This is a genomic window from Citrobacter sp. C348, from assembly GCF_047467975.1.
Taxonomy (GTDB): Bacteria; Pseudomonadota; Gammaproteobacteria; order Enterobacterales; family Enterobacteriaceae; genus Citrobacter; species Citrobacter gillenii.
In genome coordinates this window covers 128,806-143,953 of record NZ_JASJUJ010000002.1, presented here as the reverse complement: position 1 = coordinate 143,953, position 15,148 = coordinate 128,806, and the positions used below count along the sequence as shown (strand labels likewise).

Sequence of the window (15,148 nt, the reverse complement as noted above, 5' to 3'; positions counted from 1 at the left end):
TCAATAATCATCATTGAGTTTTTTATTTTTACCCCACCAAACTCCTTGCACCCCCTGCGGCTTTACGGCATTTTCTTTATTAAGCAAACATAAAAAGCATCACGCAACGGGTTAACGGAGAAGGTTATGTGTTCTATTTTTGGCGTATTTGATATTAAAACCGACGCAGTTGAGCTGCGTAAAAAAGCCCTCGAGCTGTCTCGTCTGATGCGCCACCGCGGCCCGGACTGGTCGGGTATTTACGCCAGTGATAACGCGATCCTGGCACATGAACGTCTGTCCATTGTCGACGTTAACGCCGGTGCTCAACCGCTATACAACGTGAAAAAGACGCATATCCTGGCGGTAAACGGCGAGATTTATAACCATCAGGCGTTACGTGCTGAATACGGCGATCGCTATCAGTTCCAGACCGGTTCCGACTGCGAAGTTATCCTTGCGCTGTATCAGGAAAAAGGACCTGAATTCCTTGACGACCTGCAGGGCATGTTCGCCTTCGCACTGTACGACAGCGAACAGGATGCGTATCTGATTGGCCGCGATCACATCGGGATCATCCCTTTGTACATGGGCCATGACGAACACGGCAACCTGTACGTGGCGTCTGAAATGAAAGCGCTGGTTCCTGTTTGCCGCACCATTAAAGAATTCCCGGCCGGTAGCTACCTGTGGAGCAAAGACGGGGAAATCCGCCAGTACTATCAGCGCGACTGGTTCGAATACGACGCCGTAAAAGACAATGTGACGGATAAAGATGAACTACGTCAGGCGCTGGAAGACGCGGTTAAAAGCCACCTGATGTCAGATGTGCCTTATGGTGTGCTGCTGTCAGGTGGCCTGGACTCCTCCGTGATTTCCGCTATCACCAAAAAATACGCGGCGCGCCGTGTTGAAGATCAAGAGCGCAGTGAAGCCTGGTGGCCGCAGCTGCACTCCTTCGCCGTGGGTCTGAAAGGCGCACCGGATCTGAAAGCCGCTCAGGAAGTCGCCAACCATCTGGGCACCGTACACCACGAGATCCATTTCACCGTACAGGAAGGCCTGGATGCCATCCGCGATGTGATTTATCACATTGAAACCTATGATGTCACCACCATCCGCGCCTCCACGCCGATGTACTTAATGTCACGTAAAATTAAAGCGATGGGCATTAAAATGGTGCTGTCGGGCGAAGGGTCCGATGAAGTATTTGGCGGCTATCTTTATTTTCACAAAGCACCGGACGCAAAAGAGCTGCACGAAGAAACGGTACGTAAACTGCAGGCGCTGCATATGTTCGACTGTGCCCGAGCCAACAAAGCCATGTCGGCCTGGGGCGTTGAAGCCCGCGTACCGTTCCTCGACAAGAAATTCCTCGATGTCGCGATGCGCATCAACCCACAGGATAAAATGTGCGGTAACGGAAAGATGGAAAAACATGTCCTGCGTGAATGTTTTGAATCCTACCTGCCTGCCAGCATTGCATGGCGTCAGAAGGAGCAGTTCTCTGACGGCGTCGGTTATAGCTGGATTGACACGCTGAAAGAAGTGGCGGCAGAGCACGTTTCCGATCAACAACTGGAAACCGCCAGCTTCCGCTTCCCGTACAACACACCATCGTCTAAAGAAGCGTATTTGTACCGTGAGATTTTTGAAGAGCTGTTCCCGGTAGCCAGCGCCGCCGAGTGTGTGCCGGGTGGCCCGTCCGTCGCCTGTTCTTCTGCCAAAGCCATCGAATGGGACGAAGCGTTCAAAACCATGAACGATCCATCAGGCCGTGCGGTTGGCGTGCACCAGTCGGCTTATAAGTAAGCCCATCATCCACTAAGAGCCCTGAGGGGCTCTTTTTTTATGTCGGTTTTACGTGCGGAAAAACAATTAATAACGAATAATTGCCGAATATTGCGTCACGCTGTTCGCAACCTAACCAAACAGTCACATTCCAGCTATTTTCAATGAAAAAGGGGTTGACGCTTCAAGGCTCAATACGCATAATGCGCCCCGCAACGCCGATAAGGTAACGCGAAAAAAAGATGGCTACGTAGCTCAGCTGGTTAGAGCACATCACTCATAATGATGGGGTCACAGGTTCGAATCCCGTCGTAGCCACCATCTTTTTTTGCGGGAGTGGCGAAATTGGTAGACGCACCAGATTTAGGTTCTGGCGCCGCAAGGTGTGCGAGTTCAAGTCTCGCCTCCCGCACCATTCACCCGTAAGCGTTGCACGGATGGGGTATCGCCAAGCGGTAAGGCACCGGTTTTTGATACCGGCATTCCCTGGTTCGAATCCAGGTACCCCAGCCACTTTTCTTCGATATAGCGGTTCACCGCAACGGTCATTGGGGTATCGCCAAGCGGTAAGGCACCGGTTTTTGATACCGGCATTCCCTGGTTCGAATCCAGGTACCCCAGCCATCGAAGAATAAGATAGTATTTGGCTACGTAGCTCAGCTGGTTAGAGCACATCACTCATAATGATGGGGTCACAGGTTCGAATCCCGTCGTAGCCACCATATTAAGGACGTATCGATTTAATTCGGTAAATCCAAAAAAATTGTTGGGGTATCGCCAAGCGGTAAGGCTCTGGTTTCTGATACCAGCATTCCGAGGTTCGAATCCTCGTACCCCAGCCAATTTCAAAAAGTCGTCCACTTTGTGGGTGCACCCGTTGGGGTATCGCCAAGCGGTAAGGCTCTGGTTTCTGATACCAGCATTCCGAGGTTCGAATCCTCGTACCCCAGCCATATTAAAAAAGCTCGCTTCGGCGAGCTTTTTGCTTTTCTAACGCCGGGTGACGGCAAGCCTTAGCCGGCCTACATGATTCGTAGGCCTGATAAGCGCAGCGCCATCAGGCACCACTCGAGCTACAATCCTAACGCATACTTCAGCGCCTGCCGTTTCAGCACGCCTGCGCGCTCTGCAGCCATTAACCCGATATTACGCATGATACGCAGCGGCTGCAGGTTGTTGCTAAATCCGGCGTAGAACAGGTCCATGCCACTTTGCATGATGAAGTTATCGGTCATTCGACGCGTTTGGTAGCGCTTCAGTACCCGCTGACTGGCCCACTGCTCACCATAGCTACGAGCACTCACCAGCACATCAATCAGCGCATCAACATCACGGTATCCCAGATTCACCCCCTGCCCGGCAAGCGGATGAATGGTGTGCGCGGCATCGCCCACCAGCGCCAGCCCTGGCTGTACATACTGCAACGCGTGGCGGCGAGTGAGTGGAAACGCCCCTGAGGCAACAGGCGTAACGTCACCCAGACGTGAAGGGAAATATTTTGCTATCTCCGCCCGGAGCTGTGCCATATCAAGGCTCTGCAACTGGCGGATGCGGGCCGGAGAGTCATACCACACCAGCGAAGCCCAGTTATCGAATAGCGGTAGAAACGCTCGTGGTCCGTCAGGGGTAAACTGCTGCCAGGTGCTGTCTCCCGGTGAATTCTCGCATTGCACGGTAATCAGCATGCACGATTGCGCGTACTGCCAGGCATGGATGCCAATTCCGGCCATTTGACGCACCTGAGAATTCGCGCCATCGGCGCCAATCACCAGTTTTGCCGTTATCTTTTCACCGCCGGTCAGTTCAAGCTCATGGCGATCGTTATGTTGATGCAGAGAAATCAGTGATGCCGGCACGCGCAGGGTCACGTTGGGATGCGCCTCCAGCGCCTGCCACAACGCCTGCTGCAGGACGTTGTTTTCGACCATATAGCCCAGCAATGGGAGTTTTAGCTCTGTCGCATCAAACACCACATGGGCATTCTCCCACTCCCAGGTTTCCAGACGACGATATGGATGAGTGCGCATGCCCTGCACCGCATCCCAGACACCCAACCCTTTCAGCAACGATGCAGACGCGGAGCTAATGGCTGAAATACGGATATCGGGCTGACTGTCAGCCACAAACGGCACGGGCGCGGCGTGCTCTATTACCGTCACCCTGAACCCATGCTGCGCCAGTCCCAGCGCCAGCGCGCCGCCGACCATCCCCCCGCCGACAATGGCAATTTCCGTTGGTTGATTTGTCATGGTCAATCATCCTGTTACATGTATTGTGTAAGTTTACAGGATTTTTTACCCCTTGAGGCTGACATCCGTCATACTGGTCACAACCGCGCCAACGCAGTACACTATGCGCCCTGCATTTCAGCCACAATTTCGCAAGAGCAAGTCGATGACTAAAAAACTCCATATTAAAACCTGGGGCTGTCAGATGAACGAATACGATTCATCGAAGATGGCCGATCTGCTGGATGCCACTCACGGGTATCAACTGACCGACGTGGCGGAAGAAGCGGATGTGCTGCTGCTGAATACCTGCTCAATTCGCGAGAAGGCTCAGGAAAAAGTTTTCCATCAGTTAGGTCGCTGGAAACTCTTAAAAGAGAAAAACCCGAATCTGATTATCGGCGTGGGCGGCTGTGTCGCCTCCCAAGAAGGCGACCATATTCGTCAACGTGCACACTACGTCGACATTATTTTTGGGCCACAAACCCTGCACCGCCTGCCGGAAATGATCAACAAAGTGCGCGGTAGCACCAGCCGTAGTCCGGTGGTGGATATCAGTTTTCCGGAAATCGAAAAGTTCGACCGCCTGCCGGAACCGCGTGCTGAAGGTCCAAGCGCGTTTGTGTCCATCATGGAAGGCTGTAACAAATACTGCACTTACTGCGTGGTGCCCTACACCCGCGGTGAAGAAGTCAGCCGTCCAGCGGACGATATCCTGCTTGAAATTGCCCAACTTGCGGCGCAGGGCGTACGTGAAGTCAACCTGCTGGGACAAAACGTTAACGCCTGGCGAGGTGAGAACTACGACGGCACGACCGGCTCATTCGCAGATTTACTGCGTCTGGTAGCGGCGATCGACGGCATTGACCGTATCCGCTTCACCACCAGTCATCCAATTGAGTTCACCGACGATATCGTTGAAGTCTATCGCGACACCCCGGAGCTGGTAAGCTTCCTGCACCTGCCGGTACAGAGTGGCTCAGATCGCGTACTAAACCTGATGGGACGTACCCATACCGCGTTGGAATACAAGGCGATCATCCGCAAACTGCGCGCTGCACGCCCGGATATTCAGATTAGCTCCGACTTCATCGTGGGCTTCCCTGGCGAAACCACACAAGATTTCGAGCAGACCATGAAGCTGATTGCCGACGTTAACTTCGACATGAGCTACAGCTTTATCTTCTCAGCTCGTCCTGGCACGCCTGCCGCCGATATGGTTGACGACGTCCCGGAAGAAGAGAAAAAGCAACGTCTGTATATCCTGCAGGATCGCATCAACCAGCAGGCCATGGCCTGGAGCCGCCGTATGCTCGGCACCACCCAGCGCATTCTGGTCGAAGGTACCTCGCGTAAGAGCGTGATGGAGCTGTCTGGTCGTACCGAAAATAACCGTGTGGTGAATTTTGAAGGCACCCCGGATATGGTCGGTAAATTTGTGGATGTGGAAATTACCGACGTCTGGACCAACTCCCTGCGCGGTAAAGTGGTTCGCACCGAAGACGAAATGGGCCTGCGCATCGCAGAAAGCCCGGAGTCGGTCATTGCGCGTACCCGCAAAGAAAACGATCTGGGTGTAGGCATTTATCAGCCGTAATCTTTATGGCCCGTCTACTCTGACGGGCCTTGTAATCTCTTCCACCGTCCCCATTTTCATTGCAGTGCTTGCGCCTTTCCCCTGTGGCGTGAATAATTTCCCTGAATGCCGGTAAATGTTCAACGTCCGGCGATATCTGCATAAGAGGAACGATTTGAACATAGACACCCGCGAAATTACCCTTGAGCCCGCAGACAATGCCCGTCTGTTGAGCCTGTGCGGTCCTTTTGATGACAACATCAAACAGCTGGAACGTCGCCTTGGTATCGAAATTAACCGCCGCGACAACCACTTTAAGCTGACCGGTCGCCCGATTTGCGTTACCGCTGCGGCAGATATTTTACACAGCCTGTACGTCGATACCGCGCCAATGCGCGGCAAGACGCAGGACATCGAGCCGGAACAAATTCACCTGGCAATCAAAGAAGCGCGTGTCCTTGAGCAGAGCGCAGACAGCGTGCCGGAGTTTGGCAAAGCGGTGAATATCAAAACCAAGCGTGGCGTGATCAAACCGCGTACGCCGAATCAGGCGCAATACATCGCCAATATTCTCGACCACGACATCACCTTCGGCGTCGGTCCTGCAGGGACGGGTAAAACCTACCTGGCGGTAGCCGCCGCGGTCGATGCGCTCGAGCGTCAGGAAATTCGCCGTATTCTGCTGACCCGTCCGGCGGTTGAAGCCGGTGAAAAACTGGGCTTCCTGCCGGGCGATCTCAGCCAGAAAGTCGATCCTTATTTACGTCCGCTGTATGACGCGCTGTTCGAAATGCTCGGCTTTGAGAAGGTGGAGAAGCTTATCGAGCGTAACGTCATTGAAGTCGCACCGCTGGCTTATATGCGCGGTCGTACGCTGAACGATGCGTTCATTATCCTTGATGAGAGCCAGAACACGACTATCGAACAGATGAAAATGTTCCTGACCCGTATTGGCTTCAACTCCAAAGCGGTGATCACCGGCGACATCACCCAAATTGACCTGCCGCGCAGCACCAAATCCGGTCTGCGTCATGCCATCGAAGTGTTGGCTGAGGTCGATGAGATTAGCTTTAATTTCTTCCATAGCGAAGACGTGGTGCGCCATCCGGTGGTTGCCCGTATCGTGACGGCGTATGAAGCCTGGGAAGAAGCAGAACAAAAACGTAAAGCCGAACAGGCAGCGGAACGCAAGCGTGAAGCCCAGGAACAGGAACAAAAATGAGTCAGGTTATTCTCGATTTACAGCTGGCATGTGAAGATAACGCCGGTTTACCGGATGAGCGCCAGTTTCAGACATGGCTGGATGCGGTGATCCCACAGTTTCAGGAAGAGTCAGAGGTCACCATTCGGCTGGTCGATGACGCTGAAAGCCACGAACTGAACCTGACTTATCGCGGGAAAGACAAGTCAACCAACGTGCTGTCCTTCCCGTTTGAGGCCCCACCGGGCATCGAACTGCCGCTGCTGGGCGATTTGATCATCTGTCGTCAAGTGGTCGAAAAAGAAGCGCAGGAGCAAGGTAAGCCTCTTGAAGCCCACTGGGCACACATGGTGGTACACGGTAGTCTGCATCTCTTAGGCTACGACCATATCGAAGACGACGAAGCGGAAGAAATGGAATCCCTCGAAACAGAGATTATGCTTGCTCTGGGCTATGAGGATCCGTACATTGCCGAGAAGGAATAACCTGCTGCCGGTCAAGCCGGTGACAGGTCACGACGCCGGGCACTGAGTTTACGTGCCTTGAGCAATCTATTAACTAACATGAGAACCCATACGACGCCATGAGCGACGACAATTCACACAGTAGTGACACCTTACACAGCAAAAAGGGATTCTTTTCCCTGTTACTGAGCCAACTTTTCCACGGTGAACCAAAAAACCGCGACGAACTGTTGGAGCTGATCCGTGATTCCGGGCAAAACGACCTTATCGATGAAGATACGCGCGATATGCTCGAAGGGGTGATGGACATTGCGGACCAACGTGTTCGCGACATCATGATCCCCCGTTCCCAGATGATCACCCTGAAACGCAACCAGACTCTGGACGAATGCCTTGATGTCATCATCGAGTCCGCCCACTCGCGTTTCCCGGTGATCAGCGAAGACAAAGATCACATTGAAGGGATTCTGATGGCGAAAGACTTGCTGCCGTTTATGCGTAGCGATGCCGAAGCCTTCAGCATGGAAAAAGTGTTACGCCAGGCGGTTGTCGTACCTGAGAGCAAGCGTGTTGACCGCATGCTGAAAGAGTTCCGCTCTCAGCGGTACCATATGGCTATCGTTATCGACGAGTTCGGCGGTGTCTCGGGTCTGGTGACCATTGAGGACATTCTTGAACTGATCGTCGGTGAAATCGAAGATGAATACGACGAAGAAGACGATATCGATTTCCGTCAGCTTAGTCGCCACACCTGGACCATTCGTGCGCTGGCGCCGATCGAAGACTTCAATGAAGCCTTCGGCACCCACTTTAGCGACGAAGAAGTCGATACCATTGGCGGTTTGGTGATGCAGGCCTTTGGTCATCTGCCCGCACGTGGAGAGACTATCGACATTGATGGCTACCAGTTCAAAGTTGCCATGGCCGACAGCCGTCGTATTATTCAGGTTCATGTCAGAATTCCGGACGACTCACCCCAGCCAAAACTGGACGAATAAACCCGAAACTGGATCAAAGACTACATGGCATTTGCCCCCTTAATTGAACGCCAGCGCATTCGCCTGCTGCTGGCGTTATTATTCGGTGCCTGCGGGACGCTGGCGTTCTCTCCGTATGACATCTGGCCTGCGGCGATTTTTTCGCTGATGGGTCTGCAGGCCTTAACTCTCAACCGTCGCCCGCTCCAGTCTGCCGCTATTGGCTATCTCTGGGGAATGGGTCTTTTTGGCTCCGGCATCAACTGGGTCTATGTCAGCATTGCGCAATTTGGCGGTATGCCAGGCCCGGTTAACGTATTCCTTGTGGTATTGCTTGCGGCATACCTCTCGCTGTACACAGGTTTGTTTGCGGGCGTTCTGTCGCGCCTGTGGCCAAAAACCAGCTGGCTGCGGGTGGCGATTGCTGCCCCGGTAGTCTGGCAGATAACCGAATTCCTGCGCGGCTGGGTGCTGACCGGCTTCCCATGGCTACAGTTTGGCTACAGCCAGATTGACGGCCCGCTGAAAGGCCTGGCGCCGGTAATGGGCGTCGAGGCGATTAACTTCCTGCTGATGATGGTCAGCGGCCTGCTGGCGCTGGCGTTAGTCACACGTAACTGGCGTCCTCTGGTTGCTGCCGTGGTATTGTTCGCTCTGCCCTTCCCGCTGCGTTACATCCAGTGGTATACGCTGGAGCCAGAAAAAACAACCCAAGTTTCGATGGTGCAAGGTGACATTCCGCAGTCGCTGAAGTGGGATGAAGGTCAGCTCATCAACACGTTGAAGATTTACCTTGATGCCACGCAGCCTGAAATGGGCAAATCACAGCTAATCATCTGGCCAGAGTCCGCTATTCCTGATCTGGAGATCAATCAGCAGCGTTTCCTCGGCATGATGGATGACCTGTTAAAATCCAAAAACAGCACGCTGATTACCGGGATTGTTGACGCACGGCTGAACAAGCAAAACCGTTACGATACCTACAACACCATCATCACGCTGGGTAAAGACAGTCCGTACAGCTATGACTCCAGCAATCGTTACAACAAAAATCACCTTGTCCCGTTTGGTGAGTTTGTGCCGCTGGAATCGATTCTACGCCCGCTGGCGCCGTTCTTTGACTTACCCATGTCATCCTTCAGCCGAGGGCCGTATGTGCAGCCACAGCTGCAGGCTCACGGCTTTAAGCTGACGGCGGCAATCTGCTACGAAATTATTCTTGGCGAACAGGTACGGGATAACTTCCGCCCGGATACTGACTACTTGCTGACCATCTCCAATGATGCCTGGTTTGGTAAATCCATCGGTCCATGGCAGCACTTCCAGATGGCACGCATGCGGTCACTGGAGTTGGCGCGTCCGCTGTTGCGTAGCACTAATAATGGCATCACGGCGGTGATTGGCCCGCAAGGTGAAGTGCAGGCCATGATCCCGCAGTTTACCCGACAGGTACTGACCACCAGCGTTACCCCGACAACGGGTCTCACGCCGTATGCGCGTACCGGAAACTGGCCGTTATGGCTGATTACCGCGCTGTTTGGCTTTGGCGCGCTGGTTATGAGTCTGCGCCAGCGTCGCAGATAAAACAGTGCACCATCAAATGTAGGCCGGATAAGGCGGTACGCCGCCATCCGGCCATCACGCCCCACCACGCCTGATGGCACTTTGCTTATCAGGTCTACAAGCCCCCTCTTCTCTCTCATTCTGGCACGTCTATTGCTTTGTTCTACAAGGCAAACGCTGTTTTGGCTGAATGTGCAACCTGGTCGCACCAAAGTTGAGCGCAGGTAGCACCTGAAAAGTGCAACAGGATATTTTTGCCCCCAAATGGTGCGGCGCACTTCGCAAAAATAAACAATAACACAGCAAATTCTTTACATTCATCCAAACTAAATGTTAACAAACATATACAAGACTGCACTTTTAAGTAGCAAACAATAACAACATCACAATGGGTATCAATGCGTCCCTGGCGCAGACGATAAAGGAGTTGGATATGCAATTACGTAAGCTCGCCACTGCCATGCTGGTCATAGGAATGTCTGCCGGTCTGGCGCACGCGGAAGATGCCGCCCCTGCGGCAGGCAGCACCCTGGACAAGATCGCTAAAAATGGCGTGATTGTCGTCGGACACCGTGAATCTTCGGTCCCGTTTTCCTACTACGATAATCAGCAGAAAGTGGTCGGTTATTCACAGGATTACTCCAACGCCATCGTTGAGGCCGTGAAGAAAAAGCTGAACAAACCTGACCTGCAGGTGAAGCTGATTCCGATTACCTCTCAGAACCGTATCCCGCTGCTGCAAAACGGCACCTTCGATTTTGAGTGTGGCTCCACCACCAACAACGTTGAGCGCCAGAAGCAAGCGGCATTCTCTGACACCATTTTCGTTGTCGGCACCCGCCTGCTGGCGAAAAAAGGCGGCGACATTAAAGATTTCGCTGACCTGAAAGGCAAAGCGGTGGTTGTGACTTCCGGTACCACCTCGGAAGTGCTGCTGCATAAGCTCAACGAAGAACAAAAAATGGATATGCGCATCATCAGCGCCAAAGACCACGGTGACTCTTTCCGCACCCTGGAAAGCGGTCGCGCTGTTGCCTTTATGATGGATGATGCCCTGCTGGCTGGCGAACGCGCGAAAGCGAAGAAGCCGGACAACTGGGAAATCGTCGGCAAGCCGCAATCTCAGGAAGCCTACGGCTGCATGCTGCGTAAAGACGACGTGGCGTTCAAAAAGCTGATGGATGACACCATTGCGCAGGCACAAACTTCAGGTGAAGCGGAGAAGTGGTTTGATAAGTGGTTTAAAAACCCTATTCCACCGAAGAACCTGAACATGAATTTCGAACTGTCGAGCGAAATGAAAGCCCTGTTCAAAGAGCCAAATGATAAAGCACTTAACTAACTAAAATAAATGGGGCGAGTTCACCTTGCCCTCTCGATTGTTTTCAGCACGGACAGACTATAAGCCTGATGGTCGTTCCCCATCAGGCTCGAAAACCGCAAAACGCTGAATAACAATCTTCGAGGGTAGCGCTGCTACCCTTTTTTTTCTGGAGTAGATTTATGTCTATAGACTGGAACTGGGGAATTTTTTTACAACAAGCCCCGTTCGGCAACACCACCTATCTCGGCTGGCTCTGGAGTGGTTTCCAGGTCACCGTCGCGCTTTCAATCACCGCCTGGATTATTGCTTTCCTGATAGGTTCCCTATTCGGCATCTTACGCACCGTTCCCAACCGTTTCCTTTCCGGGATAGGCACGTTGTATGTTGAACTGTTTCGTAACGTTCCGCTGATCGTCCAGTTTTTTACCTGGTATCTGGTTATCCCCGAACTGCTGCCGGAAAACATAGGTATGTGGTTCAAGGCTGAGTTGGATCCCAATATCCAGTTCTTCCTCTCCTCAATGCTCTGCCTGGGGCTGTTTACCGCCGCCCGCGTTTGTGAGCAGGTGCGCGCCGCGATTCAGTCCCTGCCTCGCGGACAAAAAAACGCCGCGCTGGCGATGGGGCTGACGCTACCGCAGGCTTATCGCTATGTTCTGCTGCCTAACGCCTACCGCGTTATCGTGCCGCCGATGACATCAGAAATGATGAACCTGGTGAAAAACTCCGCTATCGCCTCGACCATCGGTCTGGTTGATATGGCGGCACAGGCAGGAAAGCTGCTGGATTACTCTGCTCACGCCTGGGAGTCGTTTACGGCTATCACCCTTGCCTACGTCTTGATTAACGCCTTTATTATGCTGGTGATGAATCTGGTTGAACGTAAAACTCGCCTGCCTGGCAATTTGGGAGGCAAATAATGTACGAATTTGACTGGAGTTCCATTGTCCCCTCCCTGCCGTATCTGCTGGATGGGCTGATGATCACGCTGAAAATTACCGTTACGGCGGTCATTATTGGCATCGTTTGGGGAACTATCCTTGCGGTAATGCGTCTGTCCAGCTTCGCGCCCATTGCCTGGTTTGCGAAGATCTACGTGAACGTATTCCGCTCTATTCCGCTGGTCATGGTGCTGCTGTGGTTCTATCTGATTGTGCCAGGGTTCTTACAAAACGTATTAGGCCTGTCACCAAAAACTGATATTCGTCTGATCTCAGCGATGGTGGCGTTTTCGATGTTTGAAGCGGCGTACTACTCAGAAATTATCCGTGCCGGGATCCAGAGTATTTCTCGTGGACAGTCCAGCGCCGCGTTGGCGTTAGGAATGACCCACTGGCAGTCGATGAAGCTCATTATTCTGCCGCAGGCATTTCGCGCGATGGTGCCATTGCTGCTGACTCAGGGCATCGTCCTGTTTCAGGATACCTCACTGGTCTACGTATTAAGTCTGGCAGATTTCTTCCGTACCGCCTCCACTATTGGCGAGCGTGACGGCACACAGGTCGAGATGATCCTGTTCGCTGGCGCCGTCTATTTTGTATTCAGTCTGAGCGCATCGTTGTTGGTCAGCTATTTGAAGAAAAGGACAGTTTAATGATTACCCTGAAAAATGTTTCTAAATGGTATGGTCACTTTCAGGTGCTGACCGACTGCTCCACGGAAGTTAAAAAAGGTGAAGTAGTGGTGGTTTGCGGTCCGTCAGGCTCCGGTAAATCGACGCTGATCAAAACGGTAAACGGCCTGGAGCCAGTGCAGCAGGGTGTGATCACCGTTGACGGTACCGTCGTGAATGACAAAAAAACCGATCTGGCCAAACTGCGTTCTCGCGTGGGCATGGTCTTCCAGCACTTTGAACTGTTCCCACATTTGTCGATCATCGAAAACCTGACCCTGGCCCAGGTGAAAGTACTTAAACGCGATAAAAAGCCCGCTCGCGACAAAGCACAAAAGCTGCTTGAGCGCGTAGGACTGTCGGCCCATGCCGATAAGTTTCCGGCCCAGCTTTCTGGTGGACAGCAGCAGCGCGTGGCCATTGCCCGGGCGCTGTGTATGGATCCTATCGCCATGTTGTTTGATGAACCCACCTCAGCGCTCGATCCAGAAATGATCAACGAGGTGCTGGACGTCATGGTCGAACTGGCTCATGAAGGGATGACCATGATGGTGGTCACCCACGAAATGGGCTTCGCTCGGAAAGTGGCGAACCGGGTAATCTTTATGGATGAGGGTAAGATTGTGGAAGACTCGCCGAAAGAAGAGTTCTTTGCCAATCCAAAATCAGACCGCGCCAAAGACTTCCTCGCCAAAATCCTGCATTAATCTTTCCGGCGCGCACATCAGAGTGCGCGCCAACTCACGCTTTCTTTCTTCGCTTCTCGAATCACATACAGCCCGGCGTTAACCTTGTCACAAAGTCCCACTCACAAGGAGCAACAATGGCACTTCCGATCCTGTTTGATTGCGATCCAGGTCATGACGACGCTATCGCAATTGTTCTCGCCCTCGCCTCACCTGAACTGGATGTTAAAGCGATAACCTCTTCTGCTGGCAACCAAACGCCCGATAAAACCTTGCGTAATGTGCTGCGTATGTTAACGCTGCTCAACCGCCCGGATATCCCCGTTGCCGGTGGCGCGACAAAACCCCTGATGCGCGAGTTGATTATTGCCGATAACGTCCACGGTGAGAGCGGTCTGGACGGCCCGGCACTGCCGGAACCGGCTTTCGCCCCGCAAAACTGTACCGCCGTAGAGTTGATGGCGAAAACCCTGCGCGAAAGCCACGAACTGGTCACTATTGTGTCTACCGGACCACAAACTAACGTGGCGCTGCTGTTGAACAGCCATCCCGAACTGCATGAAAAAATCGCCCGTATCGTAATTATGGGCGGTGCGATGGGACTCGGAAACTGGACGCCGGCCGCAGAATTCAATATTTATGTTGATCCCGAAGCGGCAGAGATGGTGTTTCAGTCAGGTATTCCGGTGGTGATGGCCGGACTGGACGTCACACATAAAGCGCAAATTCATCGTGAAGATACCGAGCGATTGCGCGCGATTGGCAATCCGGTGGCGACCATTGTCGCTGAGCTACTGGATTTCTTCCTCGAATATCACAAAGACGAGAAATGGGGATTCATTGGCGCACCGCTGCACGATCCGTGCACCATTGCCTGGTTACTAAAGCCCGAACTGTTTACCACCGTTGAACGCTGGGTCGGCGTAGAGACGCAGGGAAAATACACGCAAGGCATGACCGTAGTGGATTACTATTTCCTCAGCGGAAATAAACCCAACGCCACGGTTATGGTGGACGTGGATCGCGAAGGGTTTGTCGATCTGCTGGCTGAGCGCCTGAAGTTTTACGCGTAGTGAGTAGGCCGGATAAGACGCTTTGCGTCGCATCCGGCACAAAAATCACGGTTCGAACGGCCTGCGCTGGAACTGATCGTGACCACACTTCGGGCATAGCGGCAGCACGTCTGGCGTGTAAACGGCTAAATGGAAGTGGCATTTCTCACAGACCAGATTCCCCAACCCGACCACCTCACCACTGTGATAAACCCCGTGATGACTCAGGTCCTGGAATACTTCGCGCCATTCAAGCTGGGTTTTATCGGTAATATCCGCCAGCTCCTGCCAGATACTCTCTTTGATGACCCGCATAAAGACACTGTCAGTCTCCTCATCGAGACTCTCCTCATAACTGAGCGCGAACTCTTCAAGATCGCGTCTGACGGCCCGGGTAAGTTCTTCCACTTCGGTTCGCGTTAACTCCCCGGTCTGCATAACTCGCTGACGTGCCTGGTCCACCAGCGCATCGATATCGCGTTCACCATTGCGCAGACGTTCACTCAGTGACGTCACCAGTTCACGGTAATATTGAGCAACCTTGTTCATCGCTTCGCCTCCTGGGTCGTTAACTGTCTATAATAATAGACGTTATTTACACTACGCTTTGCAAGACTGTCCACAGAGTAGGTAAATTCGTGCAATATTTATCCTTGCGGGAATTCAATGCTGAATGCGCGAAAGGCTGTTTTGAC

Annotated in this window: 13 protein-coding genes and 7 tRNA genes; 18 read left to right on the top strand and 2 right to left on the bottom strand. The window is 52.9% G+C overall.

Translation table 11 applies throughout. From position 1 onward, the window contains the following. Positions 1–126: 126 nt before the first annotated feature. The 8 genes from asnB (at position 127) to QNN86_RS04600 (ending at position 2,723) form a co-directional block, all read left to right on the top strand. Positions 127–1,791, top strand: coding sequence for an asparagine synthase B (gene asnB, locus QNN86_RS04635; protein ID WP_096757878.1), 1,665 nt, complete (start codon positions 127–129; stop codon positions 1,789–1,791). Positions 1,792–2,014: 223 nt separating this feature from the next. Beyond that, a tRNA-Met gene (locus QNN86_RS04630) sits at positions 2,015–2,091 on the top strand. Between the two features lie 9 nt (positions 2,092–2,100). After that, positions 2,101–2,185 (top strand) — tRNA-Leu (locus tag QNN86_RS04625). Between the two features lie 23 nt (positions 2,186–2,208). Next, positions 2,209–2,283 (top strand) — tRNA-Gln (locus QNN86_RS04620). Between the two features lie 36 nt (positions 2,284–2,319). Continuing rightward, positions 2,320–2,394: transfer RNA gene (locus tag QNN86_RS04615), tRNA-Gln, on the top strand. A gap of 21 nt (positions 2,395–2,415) precedes the next feature. Then, positions 2,416–2,492: transfer RNA gene (locus QNN86_RS04610), tRNA-Met, on the top strand. Between the two features lie 45 nt (positions 2,493–2,537). Beyond that, positions 2,538–2,612: transfer RNA gene (locus QNN86_RS04605), tRNA-Gln, on the top strand. 36 nt (positions 2,613–2,648) lie between these two features. Beyond that, a tRNA-Gln gene (locus QNN86_RS04600) sits at positions 2,649–2,723 on the top strand. A 120-nt stretch (positions 2,724–2,843) separates the two neighbouring features. Here QNN86_RS04600 and ubiF read toward each other — a convergent pair. Continuing rightward, positions 2,844–4,019, bottom strand: coding sequence for a 3-demethoxyubiquinol 3-hydroxylase (ubiF, locus tag QNN86_RS04595; protein ID WP_182270180.1), 1,176 nt, complete (start codon positions 4,017–4,019; stop codon positions 2,844–2,846). Between the two features lie 145 nt (positions 4,020–4,164). Here ubiF and miaB point away from each other — a divergent pair, with 145 nt between their 5' ends. The 10 genes from miaB (at position 4,165) to rihA (ending at position 14,474) form a co-directional block, all read left to right on the top strand. Continuing rightward, the gene (miaB, locus tag QNN86_RS04590) at positions 4,165–5,595 is read left to right on the top strand and encodes a tRNA (N6-isopentenyl adenosine(37)-C2)-methylthiotransferase MiaB (RefSeq protein ID WP_096757880.1); all 1,431 of its coding nucleotides are present in this window, start codon (positions 4,165–4,167) and stop codon (positions 5,593–5,595) included. Between the two features lie 154 nt (positions 5,596–5,749). Further along, the gene (locus tag QNN86_RS04585; protein WP_167456046.1) at positions 5,750–6,796 is read left to right on the top strand and encodes a PhoH family protein; all 1,047 of its coding nucleotides are present in this window, start codon (positions 5,750–5,752) and stop codon (positions 6,794–6,796) included. Further along, complete coding sequence (gene ybeY, locus QNN86_RS04580) at positions 6,793–7,260, top strand: rRNA maturation RNase YbeY (protein WP_181618903.1); 468 nt, start codon at positions 6,793–6,795, stop codon at positions 7,258–7,260. The genes QNN86_RS04585 and ybeY overlap by 4 nt, the downstream gene beginning before the upstream one ends. 98 nt (positions 7,261–7,358) lie before the next feature. Beyond that, positions 7,359–8,237 carry a CNNM family magnesium/cobalt transport protein CorC gene (gene corC / locus QNN86_RS04575; protein WP_181618902.1) on the top strand — a complete coding sequence of 293 codons (879 nt, stop codon included), beginning with the start codon at positions 7,359–7,361 and terminating at the stop codon, positions 8,235–8,237. A gap of 24 nt (positions 8,238–8,261) precedes the next feature. After that, on the top strand, positions 8,262–9,800 hold the full coding sequence (lnt, locus tag QNN86_RS04570; RefSeq protein ID WP_414210696.1) for an apolipoprotein N-acyltransferase: 1,539 nt from the start codon (positions 8,262–8,264) through the stop codon (positions 9,798–9,800). A gap of 412 nt (positions 9,801–10,212) precedes the next feature. Then, positions 10,213–11,121 carry a glutamate/aspartate ABC transporter substrate-binding protein GltI gene (gene gltI / locus QNN86_RS04565; protein ID WP_181618900.1) on the top strand — a complete coding sequence of 303 codons (909 nt, stop codon included), beginning with the start codon at positions 10,213–10,215 and terminating at the stop codon, positions 11,119–11,121. A 161-nt stretch (positions 11,122–11,282) separates the two neighbouring features. After that, complete coding sequence (gene gltJ / locus QNN86_RS04560; RefSeq protein WP_414210695.1) at positions 11,283–12,023, top strand: glutamate/aspartate ABC transporter permease GltJ; 741 nt, start codon at positions 11,283–11,285, stop codon at positions 12,021–12,023. Continuing rightward, positions 12,023–12,697, top strand: a complete 675-nt coding sequence (gene gltK / locus QNN86_RS04555) for a glutamate/aspartate ABC transporter permease GltK (protein WP_096757889.1) — start codon at positions 12,023–12,025, stop codon at positions 12,695–12,697. Before gltJ ends, gltK begins: the two co-directional genes overlap by 1 nt. After that, complete coding sequence (gltL, locus tag QNN86_RS04550) at positions 12,697–13,422, top strand: glutamate/aspartate ABC transporter ATP-binding protein GltL (RefSeq protein ID WP_096757890.1); 726 nt, start codon at positions 12,697–12,699, stop codon at positions 13,420–13,422. Before gltK ends, gltL begins: the two co-directional genes overlap by 1 nt. Positions 13,423–13,538: 116 nt before the next feature. Next, entirely contained in the window at positions 13,539–14,474 is a 936-nt protein-coding gene (gene rihA, locus QNN86_RS04545) for a pyrimidine-specific ribonucleoside hydrolase RihA (protein ID WP_181618897.1), read from the top strand. A 45-nt stretch (positions 14,475–14,519) separates the two neighbouring features. Here the strand turns inward: rihA and QNN86_RS04540 are convergent, their stop codons facing one another. Then, positions 14,520–15,002: a zinc ribbon-containing protein gene (locus QNN86_RS04540; RefSeq protein WP_096757892.1), complete on the bottom strand. Its 483-nt coding sequence runs from the start codon at positions 15,000–15,002 to the stop codon at positions 14,520–14,522. Between the last annotated feature and the right edge of the window lie 146 nt (positions 15,003–15,148).

Bases quoted from the DNA above. Each gene is read 5' to 3' on its own strand.
- ubiF (WP_182270180.1), bottom strand. From the start codon at position 4,019: ATGACAAATCAACCAACGGAAATTGCCATTGTCGGCGGGGGGATGGTC.
- gltK (WP_096757889.1), top strand. From the start codon at position 12,023: ATGTACGAATTTGACTGGAGTTCCATTGTCCCCTCCCTGCCGTATCTG.
- gltI (WP_181618900.1), top strand. From the start codon at position 10,213: ATGCAATTACGTAAGCTCGCCACTGCCATGCTGGTCATAGGAATGTCT.
- gltL (WP_096757890.1), top strand. From the start codon at position 12,697: ATGATTACCCTGAAAAATGTTTCTAAATGGTATGGTCACTTTCAGGTG.
- ybeY (WP_181618903.1), top strand. From the start codon at position 6,793: ATGAGTCAGGTTATTCTCGATTTACAGCTGGCATGTGAAGATAACGCC.
- asnB (WP_096757878.1), top strand. From the start codon at position 127: ATGTGTTCTATTTTTGGCGTATTTGATATTAAAACCGACGCAGTTGAG.
- miaB (WP_096757880.1), top strand. From the start codon at position 4,165: ATGACTAAAAAACTCCATATTAAAACCTGGGGCTGTCAGATGAACGAA.
- rihA (WP_181618897.1), top strand. From the start codon at position 13,539: ATGGCACTTCCGATCCTGTTTGATTGCGATCCAGGTCATGACGACGCT.
- corC (WP_181618902.1), top strand. From the start codon at position 7,359: ATGAGCGACGACAATTCACACAGTAGTGACACCTTACACAGCAAAAAG.
- QNN86_RS04540 (WP_096757892.1), bottom strand. From the start codon at position 15,002: ATGAACAAGGTTGCTCAATATTACCGTGAACTGGTGACGTCACTGAGT.
- lnt (WP_414210696.1), top strand. From the start codon at position 8,262: ATGGCATTTGCCCCCTTAATTGAACGCCAGCGCATTCGCCTGCTGCTG.
- gltJ (WP_414210695.1), top strand. From the start codon at position 11,283: ATGTCTATAGACTGGAACTGGGGAATTTTTTTACAACAAGCCCCGTTC.